This window comes from Micromonospora sp. NPDC048909, from assembly GCF_040649635.1.
Taxonomy (GTDB): domain Bacteria; phylum Actinomycetota; class Actinomycetes; order Mycobacteriales; family Micromonosporaceae; genus Micromonospora.
On sequence record NZ_JBEZFU010000004.1, the window covers coordinates 327,048 to 341,655 of the forward strand.

Genomic DNA, 14,608 nt, shown 5'->3' on the forward strand with positions numbered 1-14,608 from the left:
ACCCGGGTCGGCTCCGACGTCCCCGTGAACGTCGGTGCCGACCCGGGTCTGTTTCGGGCGGCCTGCGGGCCGTCGGCTCAGCCGCGGGCGAGGCGACGCCGGAGCAGCAGCAGACCGGCTCCGAGGGCCAGCAGCGCCGCGCCGAGCAGGGCGTACGTCAGACCGGCCGGCCCGGTGCGGGGCAGTTCCCCGGTGCTCTGGCCGACCGGTGCCGCGGTGGGCGTACCCGTGGCACTGGCCGGCGGCGCGGTCGTGGGCGGGGTGCCGGCGCCGGCGAGCCGCAGGGTGACCGAGGTGTCCGGGTTGGTGTAGCGGTTGCCCGGGCCGAGGAAGACCCGGACCGTCTTGCTGCCCCCGGTGACGGCCAGCCGTAGCCGTACCGTCTCGGTGGCGCCGGCGGCCAGCTCACCGGTGCGCAGCACCTCGCAGCCCGCGCCGTTCATCCGGCCGCTCTCCGAGCAGCCCGGCTCGATCACCCGGACGCCCTGCGGCGTCATGACGTTCAGCGAGTACCCGCCGAGCCGGAAGGTGCCGGCGTTGGTCACCCGCGCCGTCACGGTGGTCTCCCCGTTGACGACCGGGCCGGCGCTGGCCCGCAGCCGCAGCGCGATCTTGTCCGGCCAGTTGACCCGGAACTCGGTGGGCCGTCCGGTGGCGCCGGCCGCGTCCCGGCCGGCGACCGTTCCGTGCGCGCTCACGCCGAACACCGGCTCGGGCGTGGACGAGGTCACCGTCAACCGGTACTCGCGTCTGCCGCCGGCCGGGATCTGGGCGCCGCCGCAGGTCCAGTCCTGGCCGGAAGCGCCGGCGGAGCGGCAGTCCCCACGCCCGGTCAGCTCCGTCGACGGCGGCAGGCGCAGCACGAAGAAGCCCTTCGCCGCCGCGGCTCCCTCGTTCACGACGGTGATCGCCAGCGGCCCGGACGGCCGCCACGGGTCCTTGCTGAGGAAGACGATGTCCGCCCGGGCGAGGATGGTCGGCTCGCCGGCCCGGGCGTTGGCGCTCGGCGAGGAGGTGGGGGATGACGACGGGGTGGGAGCCGCCGGGGCGTGCGCGGCGGCGGGCGCGGCGAAGGCGGTCAGGCCGAGCAGCGTGGCGGCGGCGAGGGCGCTGGCGCGGAACGGACGGATCATCGTGGGCTCCCGGTTCGGTGTGGGTGACGGTGACATCACCCCCGTGCCGGGAGCGGGGTTGCGTCGCTGTCGGATCGCCGCCTGTGACAACTCCGGCTGCAACCGCCAGGGCCGCTCGCGGGTCAGGGTAGGGCGGCGACCGCGTCCGCGTACGCGACGCCGGTGGTCACCGCCGCGTCCAGCAGGACGGTCAGCTGCGCCGGGGCGACCCCGTGCGCCAGATCGGTGCTGACGTCGCCGGCCAGCGCCAGCTCGACGCCGAGGTCGTGCACGTAGGCCTTGGGCAGCAGCCGGTCGTGGTTCCACGCGTTGCAGAACGCGTACGCCTCGGTCCGCCGCCCCGCCGGCAGCCGGCGGGTGGCGAGCGCCCGGGCGTGCAGGATCTCACCTCGCTCGCCGACCTGCCGGAACTGGATGACCGCCGCGCCCCACCGGCCGACCACCGTGCCGCCGTCGTCCACCGCGTACCGGTCGCCCCGGCGGTCCAGCGCCTTCGTGATCATGGACAGGGTCAGCGGCGCCGGTTCCAGTTCGGGCGGCTCCTGATCGTCCGGCGGCGCGTCTGCGGCGTCGTCGGCCGGGTCGGTGTCGGCGGGCAGTGGCGCCGGCGTGGCCACCGGCCGCTCGGCCAGCCAGGCCGCCATCCGGCCGGACTGGTGCCCGGTGCCGTTGCGCGCGTCGAAGCTGCCGGCCAGCTCGGTGGCGATGCCGAGCAGCACGGCGCCGAGCGTCGCGACGTCGAGGTCGGTGGCCGGTCGGTCGCCGAAGGCCGGCCGGTGCACCGTGCGCCCGCCCAGCCCCGCCTCGACGGCGAGCGTGCAGACCAGGGCGCCGGCCGCGGCGAACTCCATCGCGGGAAGGTCGTCGTGCGGCTGGTCGAGCCGGGGCAGCTGCTCGGCGAGGATGTCCAGTCCGCGGCCCGGATGCCCACCGATCGCACAGAATCGCAGGTGCGCGGCGAGGTGCGGGAAGGCGGCGCGCTCCCGGCGGTGCCGCCGGTAGGCCCGCACGTGCGCCGCGCCGGCCCGCTCCGGCTGCCCGGTGCGCAGCCAGGGCAGCAGTGCCACGACCAGCGCCCGCTCGGGCTGGTCGGTGCAGTCGACCGTGCCGTCCAGCACCTCCCGTAGCTCAGCCAGCGCGGCGGACCACTCGCCCCAGCCGGCGAGCAGCTCCGCCCGACGGGCCGGCGCGCAGCCGGGGCAGCCGTCGGCCGGCCCGGGCTGGGCCGCGGCCCAGCGGTCGTACCAGTCGCGCGCGGTCGGCTCGTCACCCAGGTGGTCGGCGATCCGGCTACGCAGCTCCGCGACCGCCTCGGCGTCGGCGCCGACCCGGCGGGCCAGGTCGTCCACGGACCGCACCTGGTCCAGCCCGACGCGTGGGGTGCCCAGCAGCGCCTCGACCGCGCAGCGCTGGTGGCGCAGGAGCGAATCGGCCTCGACGTCGCTGAACAGCTCCGGGCGGCGGTCGAGGACGGCCAGGCAGCGCCGCACCGGCTCGACCAGCCGCCACCGCTCGCCGTGCAGCAGCGCCGTCTCGATCAACGCGAACCGGGCGTCCACCGCGGACCGGTCGTCGCCGCTCGCGTCGGCCTGCGCGGCGATCCGCTCCAGCTCCACCAGCCGGGCCGGGCCGTCGGGCAGGTCCCGGGCGTCGGCGAGCGCGGCGGTCAGCTCGCGGTTGCGCGGTGCCGGCCCACGGTTGCGCCCGACCAGGTCGGCGAGGTCGCCCAGGCCGCCGGGTCGCCGCTCGCCTGGCCCGGTCACGCCACGACCCCGCCGGGGAGCTGGCGGACCCCGGCGGCGAGTTGACAGCCGGCGGTGATGCCGCAGTCGAGCAGCTGGTCGAGCTGGTGCGGAGTCACCCCCCGCTCCAGGTCGGTGATCACCTCGCCGCAGATCCGGGCCCGACCGCTGTCGTCGACGTGCACGAACGCCTTCGGCCAGAGTTGGTCGTGGTTCCACCCGTTGCAGAACTCGTAGAGCGCCGGAACCTGCTCGATCGGGAAGGTCGGCGCGACCATGGTGCGGATCTGGAGCAGTTCCCCGGCGGCGCCCAGCCGGAGGAACCAGATCAGGTTGTCCTCCCAGCGGCCGACCAGATCGCCGTCGGAGTCCGGCGTGACGACGTACCCACGGTTGCCCAGCACCGCGGCGATCAGCTCGCCGGTCAGCGGCCGCAGCCGCCGCGGGTGCCCGGCCAGCGGGTCGTCCGGACCGTCCTCGATTCCCGGCGACGCCATCGGGCATCCCTTCTGAGGCAGATATCACGGCTTGCAGCGGAGTCCGTGCTGCGACGCGCGGACACGACCCGGAAAAGCGGCGTTCTGCCGGGCCGCGCCGTTACGGTGATGCTATGGCGGGCCGTACCTCTCAGGCGAGCCGGCGGCGCGGCGCGTCGCCGCGCGGTGCGACGAACACTCGCGCCCGTCAACCGGCGAAGAAGACCCGCGCCCCGGTCCGTCGCCGCACCCGGCCCTCCCGCCCCGGCCCCGCCGTCTACGTCGGACGGGCGGTCGGTGCGTTGTGGATGGGGCTGGCGCACGGCGTCGGCTGGGCGTTCCGGGCGGCCGGCCGGCAGGCGGCCTCGGCCCGCGACCTGGACCCGGAGCACCGGCGCGACGGCGCCGGGCTGCTGCTCTTCGGGCTGGCCCTGCTCAGCGCGGTGGGGATCTGGTTCTCCGGCGCCGGCCCGGTGGGTGCGCAGCTGGCCGACACGGTCCGGCTCTTCCTCGGCGCGATCTCCGTCGTGGTGCCGGTGCTGCTGATGATCGGCGCCTGGCGGCTGATGCGTCAGCCCGGCGACCCCGAGCACCGTGGCCGCGGGCTGGTCGGCTGGGGTTCCATGCTGATCGCCACCGCCGCCGTGCTGCACATCGGGCAGCAACCGGTCGACCCGGGCCAGCGTGACTTCGCCGGCGGCCTGGTGGGCGCCGGGGTCGGCAGCATGTTGGAGCGCGCGGTGACCGCCTGGGTCGCCGTGCCGCTGCTCATCCTGCTGCTGCTCTTCGGCCTGCTGGTGGTCACCGCGACGCCGATCAACAAGATCCCGGAGCGGCTCGGTCTGCTGGCCGGCACGCTGGTCGCCGCACCGTCCACCCCGGACGCCGAGGAGACTCCGGTGAAGCCGGCGCGCAAGCGGCCCGCGAAGCGGGTGCCGCCGCCGCTCGACCCCGACGACTTCGACGACGACCTCGAGGGCGCCGACCTCCAGGAAACCCTCGTGCTGCCGCGCAAGGCGCCGGGCAAGGTGCCGGCCAGCCGCCGGCCGGTGGAGCCGCCGGAGCACTCGCCGGCGCCCCCGACCCGGGCCGAGCAGCTCGCACTGACCGGCCTCGCCGGCGACTACACCCTGCCGCCGGCCAACATGCTGAGCGGCGGTGCGGCGCCGAAGACCCGGAGCAAGGCCAACGACGAGGTCATCGCCGCGCTCACCGGCGTCTTCGACCAGTTCGACGTGGACGCCGCGGTGACCGGCTTCACCCGCGGTCCGACGGTCACCCGCTACGAGGTCGAGCTGGGTCCGGGCGTCAAGGTCGAGCGGATCACCCAGCTCTCCCGCAACATCGCGTACGCGGTGAAGTCGCCGGACGTGCGGATCCTCAGCCCGATCCCGGGCAAGAGCGCGGTCGGCGTGGAGATCCCCAACACCGACCCGGAGAATGTGGCGCTCGGCGACGTCCTGCGCTCCCGGACGGCGACCAGCGACCACCACCCGATGGTGGTGGCGCTCGGCAAGGACATCGAGGGCGGCTACGTGGTCGCCAACCTGGCCAAGATGCCGCACATCCTGATCGCCGGCGCGACCGGCGCGGGCAAGTCGTCCTGCCTCAACACGCTGCTGGTGTCGATCCTCACCCGGGCCACCCCGGACGAGGTGCGGCTGCTGCTGATCGACCCGAAGCGGGTCGAGATGACCGGCTACGAGGGCATCCCGCACCTGGTCACCCCGATCGTGACCAACGCGAAGAAGGCGGCCGACTCGCTCGACTGGGTCGTCCGCGAGATGGACATGCGCTACGACGACCTCGCCGCGAACGGGGTCCGGCACATCGACGACTTCAACCGCAAGGTGCGCAACGGCGAGATCAAGGCCCCGCCCGGCAGCGAGCGGGAGATGCGGCCGTACCCGTACCTGCTGGTGATCGTGGACGAGTTGGCCGACCTGATGATGGTCGCCCCGCGCGACGTCGAGGATTCGGTGGTCCGGATCACCCAGCTGGCCCGGGCCGCCGGCATCCACCTGGTGCTCGCCACCCAGCGCCCCTCGGTCGACGTGGTGACCGGCCTGATCAAGGCCAACGTGCCGTCCCGGCTGGCCTTCGCCACCTCGTCGCTGGCCGACTCCCGGGTCATCCTCGACCAGCCCGGCGCGGAGAAGCTCCTGGGCCGCGGTGACGGGTTGTTCCTGCCGATGGGCGCCTCGAAGCCGATCCGGATCCAGGGCGCCTGGGTCACCGAGCGCGAGATCGCCGACGTGGTCAAGTTCTGCAAGGACCAGCGGGAGCCGGAGTTCCGGCCGGACGTGCTGGCCCCGGCGCAGGAGAACAAGAAGAAGATCGACGAGGACATCGGCGACGACCTCGACCTGCTCGTGCAGGCGGTCGAGCTGGTGGTCACCTCGCAGTTCGGCTCGACCTCGATGCTCCAGCGCAAGCTCCGGGTGGGCTTCGCCAAGGCGGGCCGGCTGATGGACCTGATGGAGACCCGGGGCGTGGTCGGGCCGTCCGAGGGCTCCAAGGCCCGCGACGTGCTGGTCAAGCCGGACGAGCTGGAGGAGGTCCTGGTCGGCCTCCGTGGCGGCGATGACTGACGTGGCGCCACTGGCCGAGGAGATCTTCCCGATCCTCACCACCGGGGACCTCCCGGCGGCGCTGCGCTTCTACCGGGACCTGCTGGGCGGCACGGAGACCTACCGCTTTCCCGAGTCGGGGGAGCCGGCCTACGTCGCGCTGAGCCTCGGCACCGGTCAGCTCGGCATCGGCCGGCAGGACGAGCCGGGCACGCTGACCAACGACCGGGTGACGCTCTGGGTCTACGTGGCCGACTGCGCCGCCGCCGTGGACCGGCTGCGGGCCGCCGGCGTGACCGTGGTCGCCGAGCCGGCGGCACAGCCGTGGGGCGAGCGGATGGCGGCGGTGCTCGACCCGGACGGCAACCGGGTGCTGGTGGCCGACCGAGGCTGACCCCGGACAGCATCGGGCCCGCCGGCGTGCGGCGGGCCCGATGTCGTGGTGGATCAGGAGTTGAGGATGGCGGCGGCGATCACGGTGCCGAGGATCGCCCCGACCACGCTGGCCGCGGCGGCGTACCAGCCGAGCGGCTTGTCGCCGAGCACCGCGCCCACGATGCCCAGGATCAGCCCGAGCACGCCGAAGATCAGCGGAGACACGAAGATCGCGAGGACGGCGAAGACGAACGCCACGATCGTGCAGATGCGGGCGGCGCTGCTGCGGGGTCGGGCGGTGGTGGGAATGTCGGCCATGATGTCCTCCATGGTGAGAGCCTTGTCGGTCGCGGCCCTGACTACCCATTCCGGCCGTCCGATACGCATCCGGGTCGATACCGGCCCTGTGGCCGAGCGGTTTCCGGTCGTCGGCCGCCTCAGTGGAAGATCTTCAGGCCGACCACGCCGGCGATGACCAGCAGCAGGCAGGCGATCCGGGGCAGGCTGGCCGACTCGTGCAGCGCCACCATGCCCACCACGGTGGTGCCGACCGCGCCGATGCCGACCCAGACGGCGTAGCCGGTGCCGACCGGGATGTCGCGCAGCGCGTACGCCAGGCCGGCCATGCTCAGCACCAGCGTCACCGCGAAGACCGCCGACGGCACGGGGCGGCTGAACCCGGCGCTGCGGTCCAGGGCGATCGCCCACGCGGTCTCGAGCAGTCCGGAGATCACCAGCACGATCCAGGCCATCGCGTCACCTCTGCGGGGAGCGCCCGGACCACCGGGGCCGGGACGAGTCGGGTCTGTACGTCAGCCGGGGCGTCTTCACCTGACCGGGTACGCCCACCGCTCGTCCGGGGTGGCCGAACCGGGCCACCGCAGCCGACGGTAGCACCGGGCGTGGCCGCCGCCGGGCCGGACCGGGGTGGACCCCTCCCGACACGCCGGGGCGGAGTGAACAAAGCCACCGCGCGTTGACCTGAAGCTGACTTCAGCTTGCAGGATTGCCGTCATGACCGTGCTCTTCACCGACTCCGACGTGTCCGCCGCGCTGGACGCCGCCACCACGGTCGACGCCATGCGCGCCGCCGTGCTGGCCGCGTACGACGGTCGGCTGGTCGCCCCGCCGCGCGCCTCGGCCTCGCTGGGTGGGGGCCGGATGGTGCTGACCGCCGGGCACCTCACCGGCGAGTGGTACGGCTACCGCTCGTACGACACCTTCGGCCACCCGGAGTCCGAGCAGTTGGTGGTGCTGCACGACGGACGTACCGGGGCGGTGCGGGCGGTGGCGGTCGGCGAGGAGCTGGGCTCGCGGCGCACCGGCGGCCTGGGGGGTGTGGCGGTGGACGCGCTGGCCCGACCCGACGCGGTGACGCTCGGCGTGATCGGCTCCGGCCGGCAGGCCTGGACGCAGGTGTGGGCCGCCGCAGCGGTGCGCCCACTGCGCGAGGTGACCGTGCACAGCCGCTCGGCCGCCCGCCGGGAGGCATTCGCCGCCCGGGTCCGCGCCGAGCTGGACGTACCGGCCCGAGCGGTCGACTCGGCCCAGGCGGCGGTCCGCGACCGCGACATCGTGGTGCTCGCCACCACCAGCGAGGCACCGGTGCTCGACGCCGCCCACCTGGCCCCGGGCACCCACGTCAACGCGGTCGGCTTCAAGCAGCACGACCGCGCCGAGTTCGGGCTCGATTTGCTCGACAGCGCCGCTCTCCTGGTCACCGACTCGCCCGCTCAGGCGGCCGCGTACGACCCGCCGATGCTCGCCGCGCTGCCCGCGTACGCCGGACGGCTGCATGACCTGGGCGCGGTGCTCGCCGGGGCGGTCCCCGGCCGGACCGACGCGGACCAGATCTCCGTCTTCTGCTCCACCGGCCTGGCCGGCACCGAGGTCTACCTGCTCGACCGGCTGGCCCGGGTGGGTGCCGCGACGGGCTGACCGGTAAGGCCCCGGCAGCCCTCGGACGCCAGCGCGGGCGGTCTGTCCGAACAGTGGACGGTCGCATGGGTGACAGGGCTGAGTTGCTGGCTCGGGGAACCGATCATGATGGGTGCGACGCCGTGATGCGCGCGGCGCAGCAACCCGAACGTGAGGTGACATGAACCTCGGGCTGGTGCTGATAGCCGTCCTGGTGGTGCTCGTCGTCGTGCTGCTGATCGTCGCGATCGGCGGCTACAACCGACTCGTCCGGTTGCGGGCCCAGGTCCAGGCGTCCTGGGCGCAGGTCGACGTCCAGCTGAAACGCCGGCATTCCCTGGTCCCCAACCTGGTGGCGACGGTGCAGGGCTATGCGGCGCACGAGCGGGCGACGCTGGAGGCGGTGACCAACGCGCGTGCCGCGGCGGCGACGGCGTCTGGCGGTGGGGCGGCGCGGGTCGACGCCGAGGGCACCCTGACAGCGGCGCTCGGGCGGCTCTTCGCCGTCGCGGAGGCCTACCCGCAGCTGCGCGCGAGTGAGAACTTTGCCGAGCTTCAGCGCGAACTGGCCGCCACCGAGGACAAGATCGCCTACGCGCGGCAGTTCTACAACAGCGCCGTCCAGTCGCTCAACACCGCCGTGCAGACCCTGCCGACCAATATCGTCGCCGGAGTGGGCGGCTTCCGTCCGGAGCCGTACTTCGCCGCGACCGGCGCGGAGCGCGCCGACGTCTCCGTCCAGTTCTAGCCGCCGCCGCGATGGACGTTCCCGACCCCGTCATCGAGATCGGCCTGCCGTTCGCGAGTCTCGCCGTCTGGGCCGCGGTCTACTGGATCACCCGGCTTGCCAGCCGACCGGCCGCCGTGACCCCCGCACCCGCGGCCATGGAGTTCCCCGGCCAGGAGCCACCGGCGGTGGTCAGCCTGCTGGCCAACCGGTGGCGGATCACCGTCGACGCCGCCGAGTCCACCCTGCTCGACCTCGCCGCGCGCCACTACCTGGAGCTGCGCCAGACCGGCCCGGACCCGCGCCACACCACGGTGCACCTGGCTGGCCGCGCTCCCGAGGACCTCAACCGGTACGAGCGGCAGGTCTTCGACCGGGTGGCCGAACGCGCGGTCGACGGGGTGGTGCCGTTGACCGCACTGGGGTTCGCCGACGCCGGACGGTCCGCCGCCTGGTCCAAGCGATTGCGTCGATCGGTCCTGGCCGACGCCCGGCGGCTCGGGCTCTCCCGCCGGCGGTTCTCCCGCACCCTGGTCGTCCTGCTCAGCGTGCTCGGCGGTGTCGCCGGCGCCGGGGTCGCGGCCGGCGCCTGGCATTACGTGACCCGCTCCGGCGAGGACCAGTTCGGGTTCGTCGCCGCGTTCCTCGTCACCACGGTCGCGCTCGCCGGCGTCGCGGTCCGCGACCTGGGGGAGCGCGACACCCCGACCGGCCGGACCGTCGCCGCCCGCTGGCTGGGCCTGCGCGCCTGGCTCGCCGGGCACGAGTCCTTCGCGGACCTGCCCCCGGCCGCCGTCGCGGTCTGGGACCGCTACCTGGCGTACGGTGCCGCGCTCGGCGTCACCCGGGTGGCCTCGCACGTGATCGACCTCGGCATGGCCGACCGGCGTCGCCTCTGGTCGTCGTACGGGGGCCGTTGGCGGCGGGTCAGCGTCAGCTATCCGGGTGGTCTTCCCCGGTACGGCCAGGCGCTGGGCTGGATCGTCTTCCGTGCCCTGATCGCCGCTCTGCTGGGCTGGACGTTCGCCCGGGTGGTCGGCGGGTTGTTCCTCGACTCGGCCGGGCAGTCGTCGAGCGATGGGCGGGCGTCATGGACGCGGCTCGCCGAGGCCGGTCCGGTCACGCTCGGCATCGTCGCCCTCGGGTTCGCGCTGCTCGGCCTCGCCGGATACCTCCTCCTCCGGGCACTGCTCGACCTGGTCGCCCCGGCCACGGTCACCGGCGAGGTGCTCTGGCACCAGGTCTGGCAGCGGCAGAGTTCCGACGACGGTCCGGGGCGGCCGATCAACCATCACCTCGTCATCGACGACGGCCACGGTGACCAGCTTCGCGCCTGGATCCTGCCGCAGCAGATCGCCGGTGAGTGCCGGCTCGGTGACGTGGTCACCGCCCGGGTCCGGCCGTGGACCCGGCGGGTGATCGGGGTGGGCGTCCAGCGGGCCGCGCCCGAGCCCGCCGATCTCGGTGCGGACGCCGACGACGAGACCTTGGCCGACGCCGATCTGCCCGCCACCGCGACTCACGCCGCGGTCCGGCCGGACCGGCTGCTCACCGCCGCGGAGGTGAGCGCGGCGACCGGTCGGCGGGTGTCGTTGGCGCGGGCGGAGGGGACCGCCGGCCAGGTGCGGGGAATGGCCGCGTTCGTCGACGGCAGGGGAGCCACCGTGCTCGGTCTTCACGTCGGGCGGGGAGTGACGGCGCAGTTCAACATGACGCTCGGCCGGGCCACCGGTACGCCGCTGCCCGGTGTGGGTGACGAGGCGTACGCCGGCCCGGACCGGGTGGTCGGCCGGCGCGGTGACCTTGTGCTGCTCCTGCTCCGCGGGCCGGGCGGCGGCGGGATCGAGGCCGCCCAGCTGTCCGGTCTGCTCGCCACCGCTCTCTCCCGGCTGCCGAGCGAGCCCGCCCCGCAGCCCAGCGGGGCCGGCTGAGGGGTGGGCCGGGCAGCCGAGCCGGTTGCGCGGCCGGGCCTTTCGCCAGGCCGCCGGGCAGCCCACGTGCGTGGGACCACCTGATCGGCCCGGTACCCTCGGAGGGTGTCTGCCATCTCCTCTTCCGACAACTCCAGCTCGCCGCGTCTCGCGCCGCGCCGCGACCCGGAGCTGTCGTCCGCCGCCGCGGGCCGCCGCGTCGCCCTGCTGACATTGGGCTGTGCCCGCAACGAGGTCGACTCGGAGGAGCTGGCCGCGCGGCTGCACGCCGACGGTTGGCAGGTCACCACCGACGGCGAGGGGGCCGACGTGGTGGTCGTCAACACCTGCGGCTTCGTGGAGAAGGCCAAGCAGGACTCGATCCAGACCCTGCTGGCCGCCGCCGGGACCGGCGCCAAGGTGGTCGCCGCCGGCTGCATGGCCGAGCGGTACGGCCGGGAGCTGGCCGACAGCCTCCCCGAGGCGCAGGCGGTACTCAGCTTCGACGACTACCCGGAGATCGCCGCCCGGCTGGACGCGGTGGTGGCCGGCGAGACGGTGACCGCGCACACCCCGCGCGACCGCCGTGAACTGCTGCCGCTCACCCCGGTGAAGCGTCGCGAGGCGGCGGTGTCGCTGCCCGGGCACGGCACGCTGGCCCGGACGGCCGTGGAGACCGACGAGCACACCCCGGCGCACCTGCGCCAGGTGCTGCGCCGCCGGCTGGACACCGGTCCGGTCGCCTCGCTCAAGCTGGCCAGCGGCTGCGACCGCCGCTGCGCGTTCTGCGCCATCCCCGCCTTCCGCGGCGCTTTCGTCTCGCGTACGCCGGACGAGCTGCTCGCCGAGGCGGAGTGGCTGGCCAAGACCGGGGTCCGGGAGTTGGTGCTGGTCAGCGAGAACTCGACGTCGTACGGCAAGGACCTGGGCGACCCGCGGGCGCTGGAGAAGCTGCTTCCGCAGCTCGCCGGGGTCGACGGCATCGTCCGGGTGCGGGTGAGCTACCTCCAGCCGGCCGAGACCCGGCCCGGCCTGGTCGAGGCGATCGCCACCACGCCGGGTGTGGCGCCCTACTTCGACCTGTCGTTCCAGCACTCCAGCGAGCCGGTGCTGCGCCGGATGCGCCGGTTCGGCTCCACCGACCGCTTCCTGGAGCTGCTGGCCGGCGCCCGGTCGCTCGCCCCCGAGGCGGGGGCGCGGAGCAACTTCATCGTCGGCTTCCCGGGCGAGACCCGCGCCGACGTCAGCGAGCTGGTCCGGTTCCTCACCGAGGCGCGGCTCGACGCGATCGGCATGTTCGACTACAGCGACGAGGACGGCACCGAGGCCGCCGGGCTGCCCGGCAAGGTCTCCGCCGCCACCATCAAGCGTCGCTACGACCGGCTCAGCGCGCTCGCCGACGAGCTCTGCTCGCAGCGGGCCGAGGAGCGGCTCGGCTCGACGGTCGAGGTCCTGGTCGACTCGGTCGACGACGGTGTCGTCGAGGGGCGGGCGGCGCACCAGGCCCCCGAGGTGGACGGCTCCACCACGCTGGTCGCCCCCGAGGGCGGCGGTGTCGATCTCTCCGCGCTGCGTCCCGGCGACCTGGTCCGGGCGACGGTGACCGGTACCGAAGGCGTGGATCTGCTCGCCGTACCGGATGAGATGATCTCGGCGGCGCCCGGCGCGGCACGGTGACGGCGGGCCCGGACGAGGCGGGGAGGGCACGCGGTGGGGTACCGGGAACGCCACGGCGGAGGACGGCGGTGACCGGGGCGACCGAGTCGACGCCGGCCCGGGTGGTCCGTGCGGTTCCGCTGCTCAACGCGGCCAACGCGCTGACCGCGCTGCGCCTGCTGCTGGTACCGGTCTTCGCGGCCACCGTGGTCGCCTCTCAGATGACGCACGCCGGCTGGCAGATGGCGGCCTGTCTGATCTTCGCGATCGCCTCGGCGACCGACCTGGTCGATGGTTGGATCGCCCGCCGCTTCGGGCTGGTCACCTCGGTCGGCAAGGTGGCCGACCCGATCGCCGACAAGGCGCTCACCGGCGCCGCCCTGGTGCTGCTCAGCTGGTACGACCGGCTGCCCTGGTGGGTGACGGCGGTCATCCTGGTCCGCGAACTCGGCATCACCGCGCTGCGGTTCTGGGTGATCCGGCACGGCGTGATTGCGGCCAGCCGTGGCGGCAAGATCAAGACTGCGCTCCAGATCCTCGCCATCGCCTGGTACTTCTGGCCGATGCCCGACGCCCTCGCACCGGTCGGCCCCTGGATCATGGCCGCGGCGGTCCTGGTGACGGTGGTCACCGGTTTCGACTACATCGCTCAGGCCGTCCGCCTGCGCCGCCCGCGCCCCTGACCCGCCTCCAGCGCTGCGTCGCGTCGACCCCGGCGTTGACGTGCGGGAAAACCTGGTTCACCTCATGATCCACCGAACTGGGGCAGGATGGCTGGTCGGGAGCCGGTCGGGTTGATTGGACGCCGGAGGGGGAAGGGCGGGGGCATGGAGAGCGACGCCAACGGCGAGCGGCCGGTCGGCAGCCCGGCGGCGGGAGTGGTGCACAGCCTGGCCGAACGGCACGAGACGCTGGCCACCGTCGAGTCGCTCACCGGCGGGCTGCTCGCCGCCGCCGTCGTGGAGATCGCCGGGGTCAGTGGGGTCTACCGGGGCGGCCTGGTGGTCTACGCGACCGAGCTGAAGGCGGAGCTGGCCGGGGTGCCGACCGGGCTGCTGGTTGAGCGTGGCCCGGTCGACCCGGACGTGGCGGTGGCGCTGGCCGAGGGAGGCCGGCGCCGCTGCGGTGCCGACTGGGGGGTGGCCACCACCGGCGTGGCCGGTCCGGAGCCCCAGGACGGCAAGCCGGTCGGGCTGGTCTACACGGCGGTGGCCGGGCCGCACGGCACCGTCGTCCGGCAGCTCGACCTCGACGGCGGTCGGGACCACATCCGCTCCGCCGCCGTGATCGAGGCGCTGCGGCTGCTGGCCGAGCGGATCCGCGAGGCGGACGTGGCTGACGCCGAGGCGGCCGAGGCCGACCCGGCGGCCGTCGGCCACTGAAGCGGCGCCGGGCGGATCTGACGGGCGGGGCGGGATGTCGGCGGGCCCGGCAACGGGTACGGTTGCGGGAAGGCTCCGGTGGTCGGGGCCGGCGCGGTCCGCCGCGTCCGGTCGTGCGGTCGCCCGGAGCGAGTTCAGCCCTCAGGGGGAGGTGCGATGGTCCTGCTACGCCGGGTGATCGGTGACGCACTGCGGGCGCGCCGGCAGGGGCAGCAGCGCACCCTGCGCGAGGTCTCCTCCGCCGCCAACGTCAGCCTCGGCTATCTCTCCGAGATCGAGCGCGGCCAGAAGGAGCCGTCCAGCGAGCTGCTGGCGGCGATCTGCGACGCGCTCGGCGCGCGCCTCTCCGAGCTGCTGCGTGAGGTCAGCGACACCGTCGCGCTCGCCGAGCAGATGCCCAACGTGCTGGTCCCGGTGCACGACGAGCCGGCCGAGCCCGCCAAGGTGCCGGCGGGTGCGGTGGCCAGGTCCGCCGGCCGGGGCGTCCGCCAGGTCAGCGCGGACGGCAAGGTCGCCGTCTCGGTCCGCCAGGACTCGCCGCTCAAGGCCACCCTGCGAAGCACCCGGGTCCGCTCCGCGAAGCGCGACCGCGACGTGGTCTGCGCCGCCTGATTCCCGCCCGCACGCACGCCATGGCCGGCATCGCCCGGTCCGCGTAGGCTTGATCGCGGAGGGTGTCGGCCCGTCGGCTCGCCGGTACGGGTGCCGGTCTGGCGCTCG

14 protein-coding genes and 1 riboswitch are annotated in these 14,608 nt (G+C 74.4%); of the genes, 9 read left to right on the plus strand and 5 right to left on the minus strand.

What is annotated here, in order from left to right; all coding sequences use genetic code 11:
* Window positions 1-77: 77 nt before the first annotated feature.
* From AB0C04_RS13750 to AB0C04_RS13760, 3 genes are all read right to left on the minus strand, one after another.
* Window positions 78-1,133, minus strand: coding sequence for an LPXTG cell wall anchor domain-containing protein (locus AB0C04_RS13750; protein WP_357053054.1), 1,056 nt, complete (start codon window positions 1,131-1,133; stop codon window positions 78-80).
* 122 nt (window positions 1,134-1,255) lie between these two features.
* A complete protein-coding gene (locus AB0C04_RS13755) occupies window positions 1,256-2,845 on the minus strand; it encodes a YbjN domain-containing protein (RefSeq protein WP_357053720.1) in 1,590 nt (529 codons plus the stop codon).
* A gap of 47 nt (window positions 2,846-2,892) precedes the next feature.
* Complete coding sequence (locus AB0C04_RS13760) at window positions 2,893-3,372, minus strand: YbjN domain-containing protein (protein WP_357053057.1); 480 nt, start codon at window positions 3,370-3,372, stop codon at window positions 2,893-2,895.
* Window positions 3,373-3,485: 113 nt separating this feature from the next.
* Between AB0C04_RS13760 and AB0C04_RS13765 the strand changes: the two genes are divergently transcribed.
* Together AB0C04_RS13765 and AB0C04_RS13770 are read left to right on the plus strand one after the other, a co-directional pair.
* On the plus strand, window positions 3,486-5,942 hold the full coding sequence (locus tag AB0C04_RS13765) for a DNA translocase FtsK (protein ID WP_357053060.1): 2,457 nt from the start codon (window positions 3,486-3,488) through the stop codon (window positions 5,940-5,942).
* A complete protein-coding gene (locus tag AB0C04_RS13770) occupies window positions 5,935-6,315 on the plus strand; it encodes a VOC family protein (RefSeq protein ID WP_357053063.1) in 381 nt (126 codons plus the stop codon). Before AB0C04_RS13765 ends, AB0C04_RS13770 begins: the two co-directional genes overlap by 8 nt.
* 53 nt (window positions 6,316-6,368) lie before the next feature.
* Here AB0C04_RS13770 and AB0C04_RS13775 read toward each other — a convergent pair whose 3' ends face one another.
* Window positions 6,369-6,614 carry a hypothetical protein gene (locus AB0C04_RS13775; protein WP_357053723.1) on the minus strand — a complete coding sequence of 82 codons (246 nt, stop codon included), beginning with the start codon at window positions 6,612-6,614 and terminating at the stop codon, window positions 6,369-6,371.
* A gap of 119 nt (window positions 6,615-6,733) precedes the next feature.
* The gene (locus AB0C04_RS13780) at window positions 6,734-7,048 is read right to left on the minus strand and encodes an SMR family transporter (protein WP_357053066.1); all 315 of its coding nucleotides are present in this window, start codon (window positions 7,046-7,048) and stop codon (window positions 6,734-6,736) included.
* 63 nt (window positions 7,049-7,111) lie between these two features.
* Window positions 7,112-7,178: riboswitch (guanidine-III (ykkC-III) riboswitch) on the minus strand.
* A gap of 132 nt (window positions 7,179-7,310) precedes the next feature.
* Between AB0C04_RS13780 and AB0C04_RS13785 the strand changes: the two genes are divergently transcribed.
* The 7 genes from AB0C04_RS13785 to AB0C04_RS13815 all read left to right on the plus strand — a co-directional run bounded on the left by AB0C04_RS13785 (window position 7,311) and on the right by AB0C04_RS13815 (window position 14,500).
* Complete coding sequence (locus tag AB0C04_RS13785) at window positions 7,311-8,234, plus strand: ornithine cyclodeaminase family protein (RefSeq protein ID WP_357053069.1); 924 nt, start codon at window positions 7,311-7,313, stop codon at window positions 8,232-8,234.
* Between the two features lie 160 nt (window positions 8,235-8,394).
* The gene (locus AB0C04_RS13790; protein WP_357053072.1) at window positions 8,395-8,961 is read left to right on the plus strand and encodes a LemA family protein; all 567 of its coding nucleotides are present in this window, start codon (window positions 8,395-8,397) and stop codon (window positions 8,959-8,961) included.
* A gap of 11 nt (window positions 8,962-8,972) precedes the next feature.
* The gene (locus tag AB0C04_RS13795; protein WP_357053075.1) at window positions 8,973-10,871 is read left to right on the plus strand and encodes a hypothetical protein; all 1,899 of its coding nucleotides are present in this window, start codon (window positions 8,973-8,975) and stop codon (window positions 10,869-10,871) included.
* A gap of 171 nt (window positions 10,872-11,042) precedes the next feature.
* Window positions 11,043-12,527 carry a 30S ribosomal protein S12 methylthiotransferase RimO gene (gene rimO / locus AB0C04_RS13800; RefSeq protein ID WP_357053726.1) on the plus strand — a complete coding sequence of 495 codons (1,485 nt, stop codon included), beginning with the start codon at window positions 11,043-11,045 and terminating at the stop codon, window positions 12,525-12,527.
* A 68-nt stretch (window positions 12,528-12,595) separates the two neighbouring features.
* On the plus strand, window positions 12,596-13,189 hold the full coding sequence (gene pgsA, locus AB0C04_RS13805; protein WP_350869840.1) for a CDP-diacylglycerol--glycerol-3-phosphate 3-phosphatidyltransferase: 594 nt from the start codon (window positions 12,596-12,598) through the stop codon (window positions 13,187-13,189).
* 144 nt (window positions 13,190-13,333) lie between these two features.
* On the plus strand, window positions 13,334-13,888 hold the full coding sequence (locus AB0C04_RS13810; protein ID WP_357053079.1) for a CinA family protein: 555 nt from the start codon (window positions 13,334-13,336) through the stop codon (window positions 13,886-13,888).
* 156 nt (window positions 13,889-14,044) lie between these two features.
* Complete coding sequence (locus tag AB0C04_RS13815) at window positions 14,045-14,500, plus strand: helix-turn-helix transcriptional regulator (RefSeq protein ID WP_350869843.1); 456 nt, start codon at window positions 14,045-14,047, stop codon at window positions 14,498-14,500.
* Window positions 14,501-14,608 lie beyond the last annotated feature (108 nt).

Coding starts and splice junctions, on each gene's coding strand:
- AB0C04_RS13815 (WP_350869843.1), top strand. CDS start 14,045: ATGGTCCTGCTACGCCGGGTGATCGGTGACGCACTGCGGGCGCGCCGG.
- AB0C04_RS13785 (WP_357053069.1), top strand. CDS start 7,311: ATGACCGTGCTCTTCACCGACTCCGACGTGTCCGCCGCGCTGGACGCC.
- AB0C04_RS13770 (WP_357053063.1), top strand. CDS start 5,935: ATGACTGACGTGGCGCCACTGGCCGAGGAGATCTTCCCGATCCTCACC.
- AB0C04_RS13765 (WP_357053060.1), top strand. CDS start 3,486: ATGGCGGGCCGTACCTCTCAGGCGAGCCGGCGGCGCGGCGCGTCGCCG.
- AB0C04_RS13790 (WP_357053072.1), top strand. CDS start 8,395: ATGAACCTCGGGCTGGTGCTGATAGCCGTCCTGGTGGTGCTCGTCGTC.
- AB0C04_RS13775 (WP_357053723.1), bottom strand. CDS start 6,614: ATGGCCGACATTCCCACCACCGCCCGACCCCGCAGCAGCGCCGCCCGC.
- AB0C04_RS13810 (WP_357053079.1), top strand. CDS start 13,334: ATGGAGAGCGACGCCAACGGCGAGCGGCCGGTCGGCAGCCCGGCGGCG.
- AB0C04_RS13795 (WP_357053075.1), top strand. CDS start 8,973: ATGGACGTTCCCGACCCCGTCATCGAGATCGGCCTGCCGTTCGCGAGT.
- AB0C04_RS13780 (WP_357053066.1), bottom strand. CDS start 7,048: ATGGCCTGGATCGTGCTGGTGATCTCCGGACTGCTCGAGACCGCGTGG.
- AB0C04_RS13750 (WP_357053054.1), bottom strand. CDS start 1,133: ATGATCCGTCCGTTCCGCGCCAGCGCCCTCGCCGCCGCCACGCTGCTC.
- AB0C04_RS13760 (WP_357053057.1), bottom strand. CDS start 3,372: ATGGCGTCGCCGGGAATCGAGGACGGTCCGGACGACCCGCTGGCCGGG.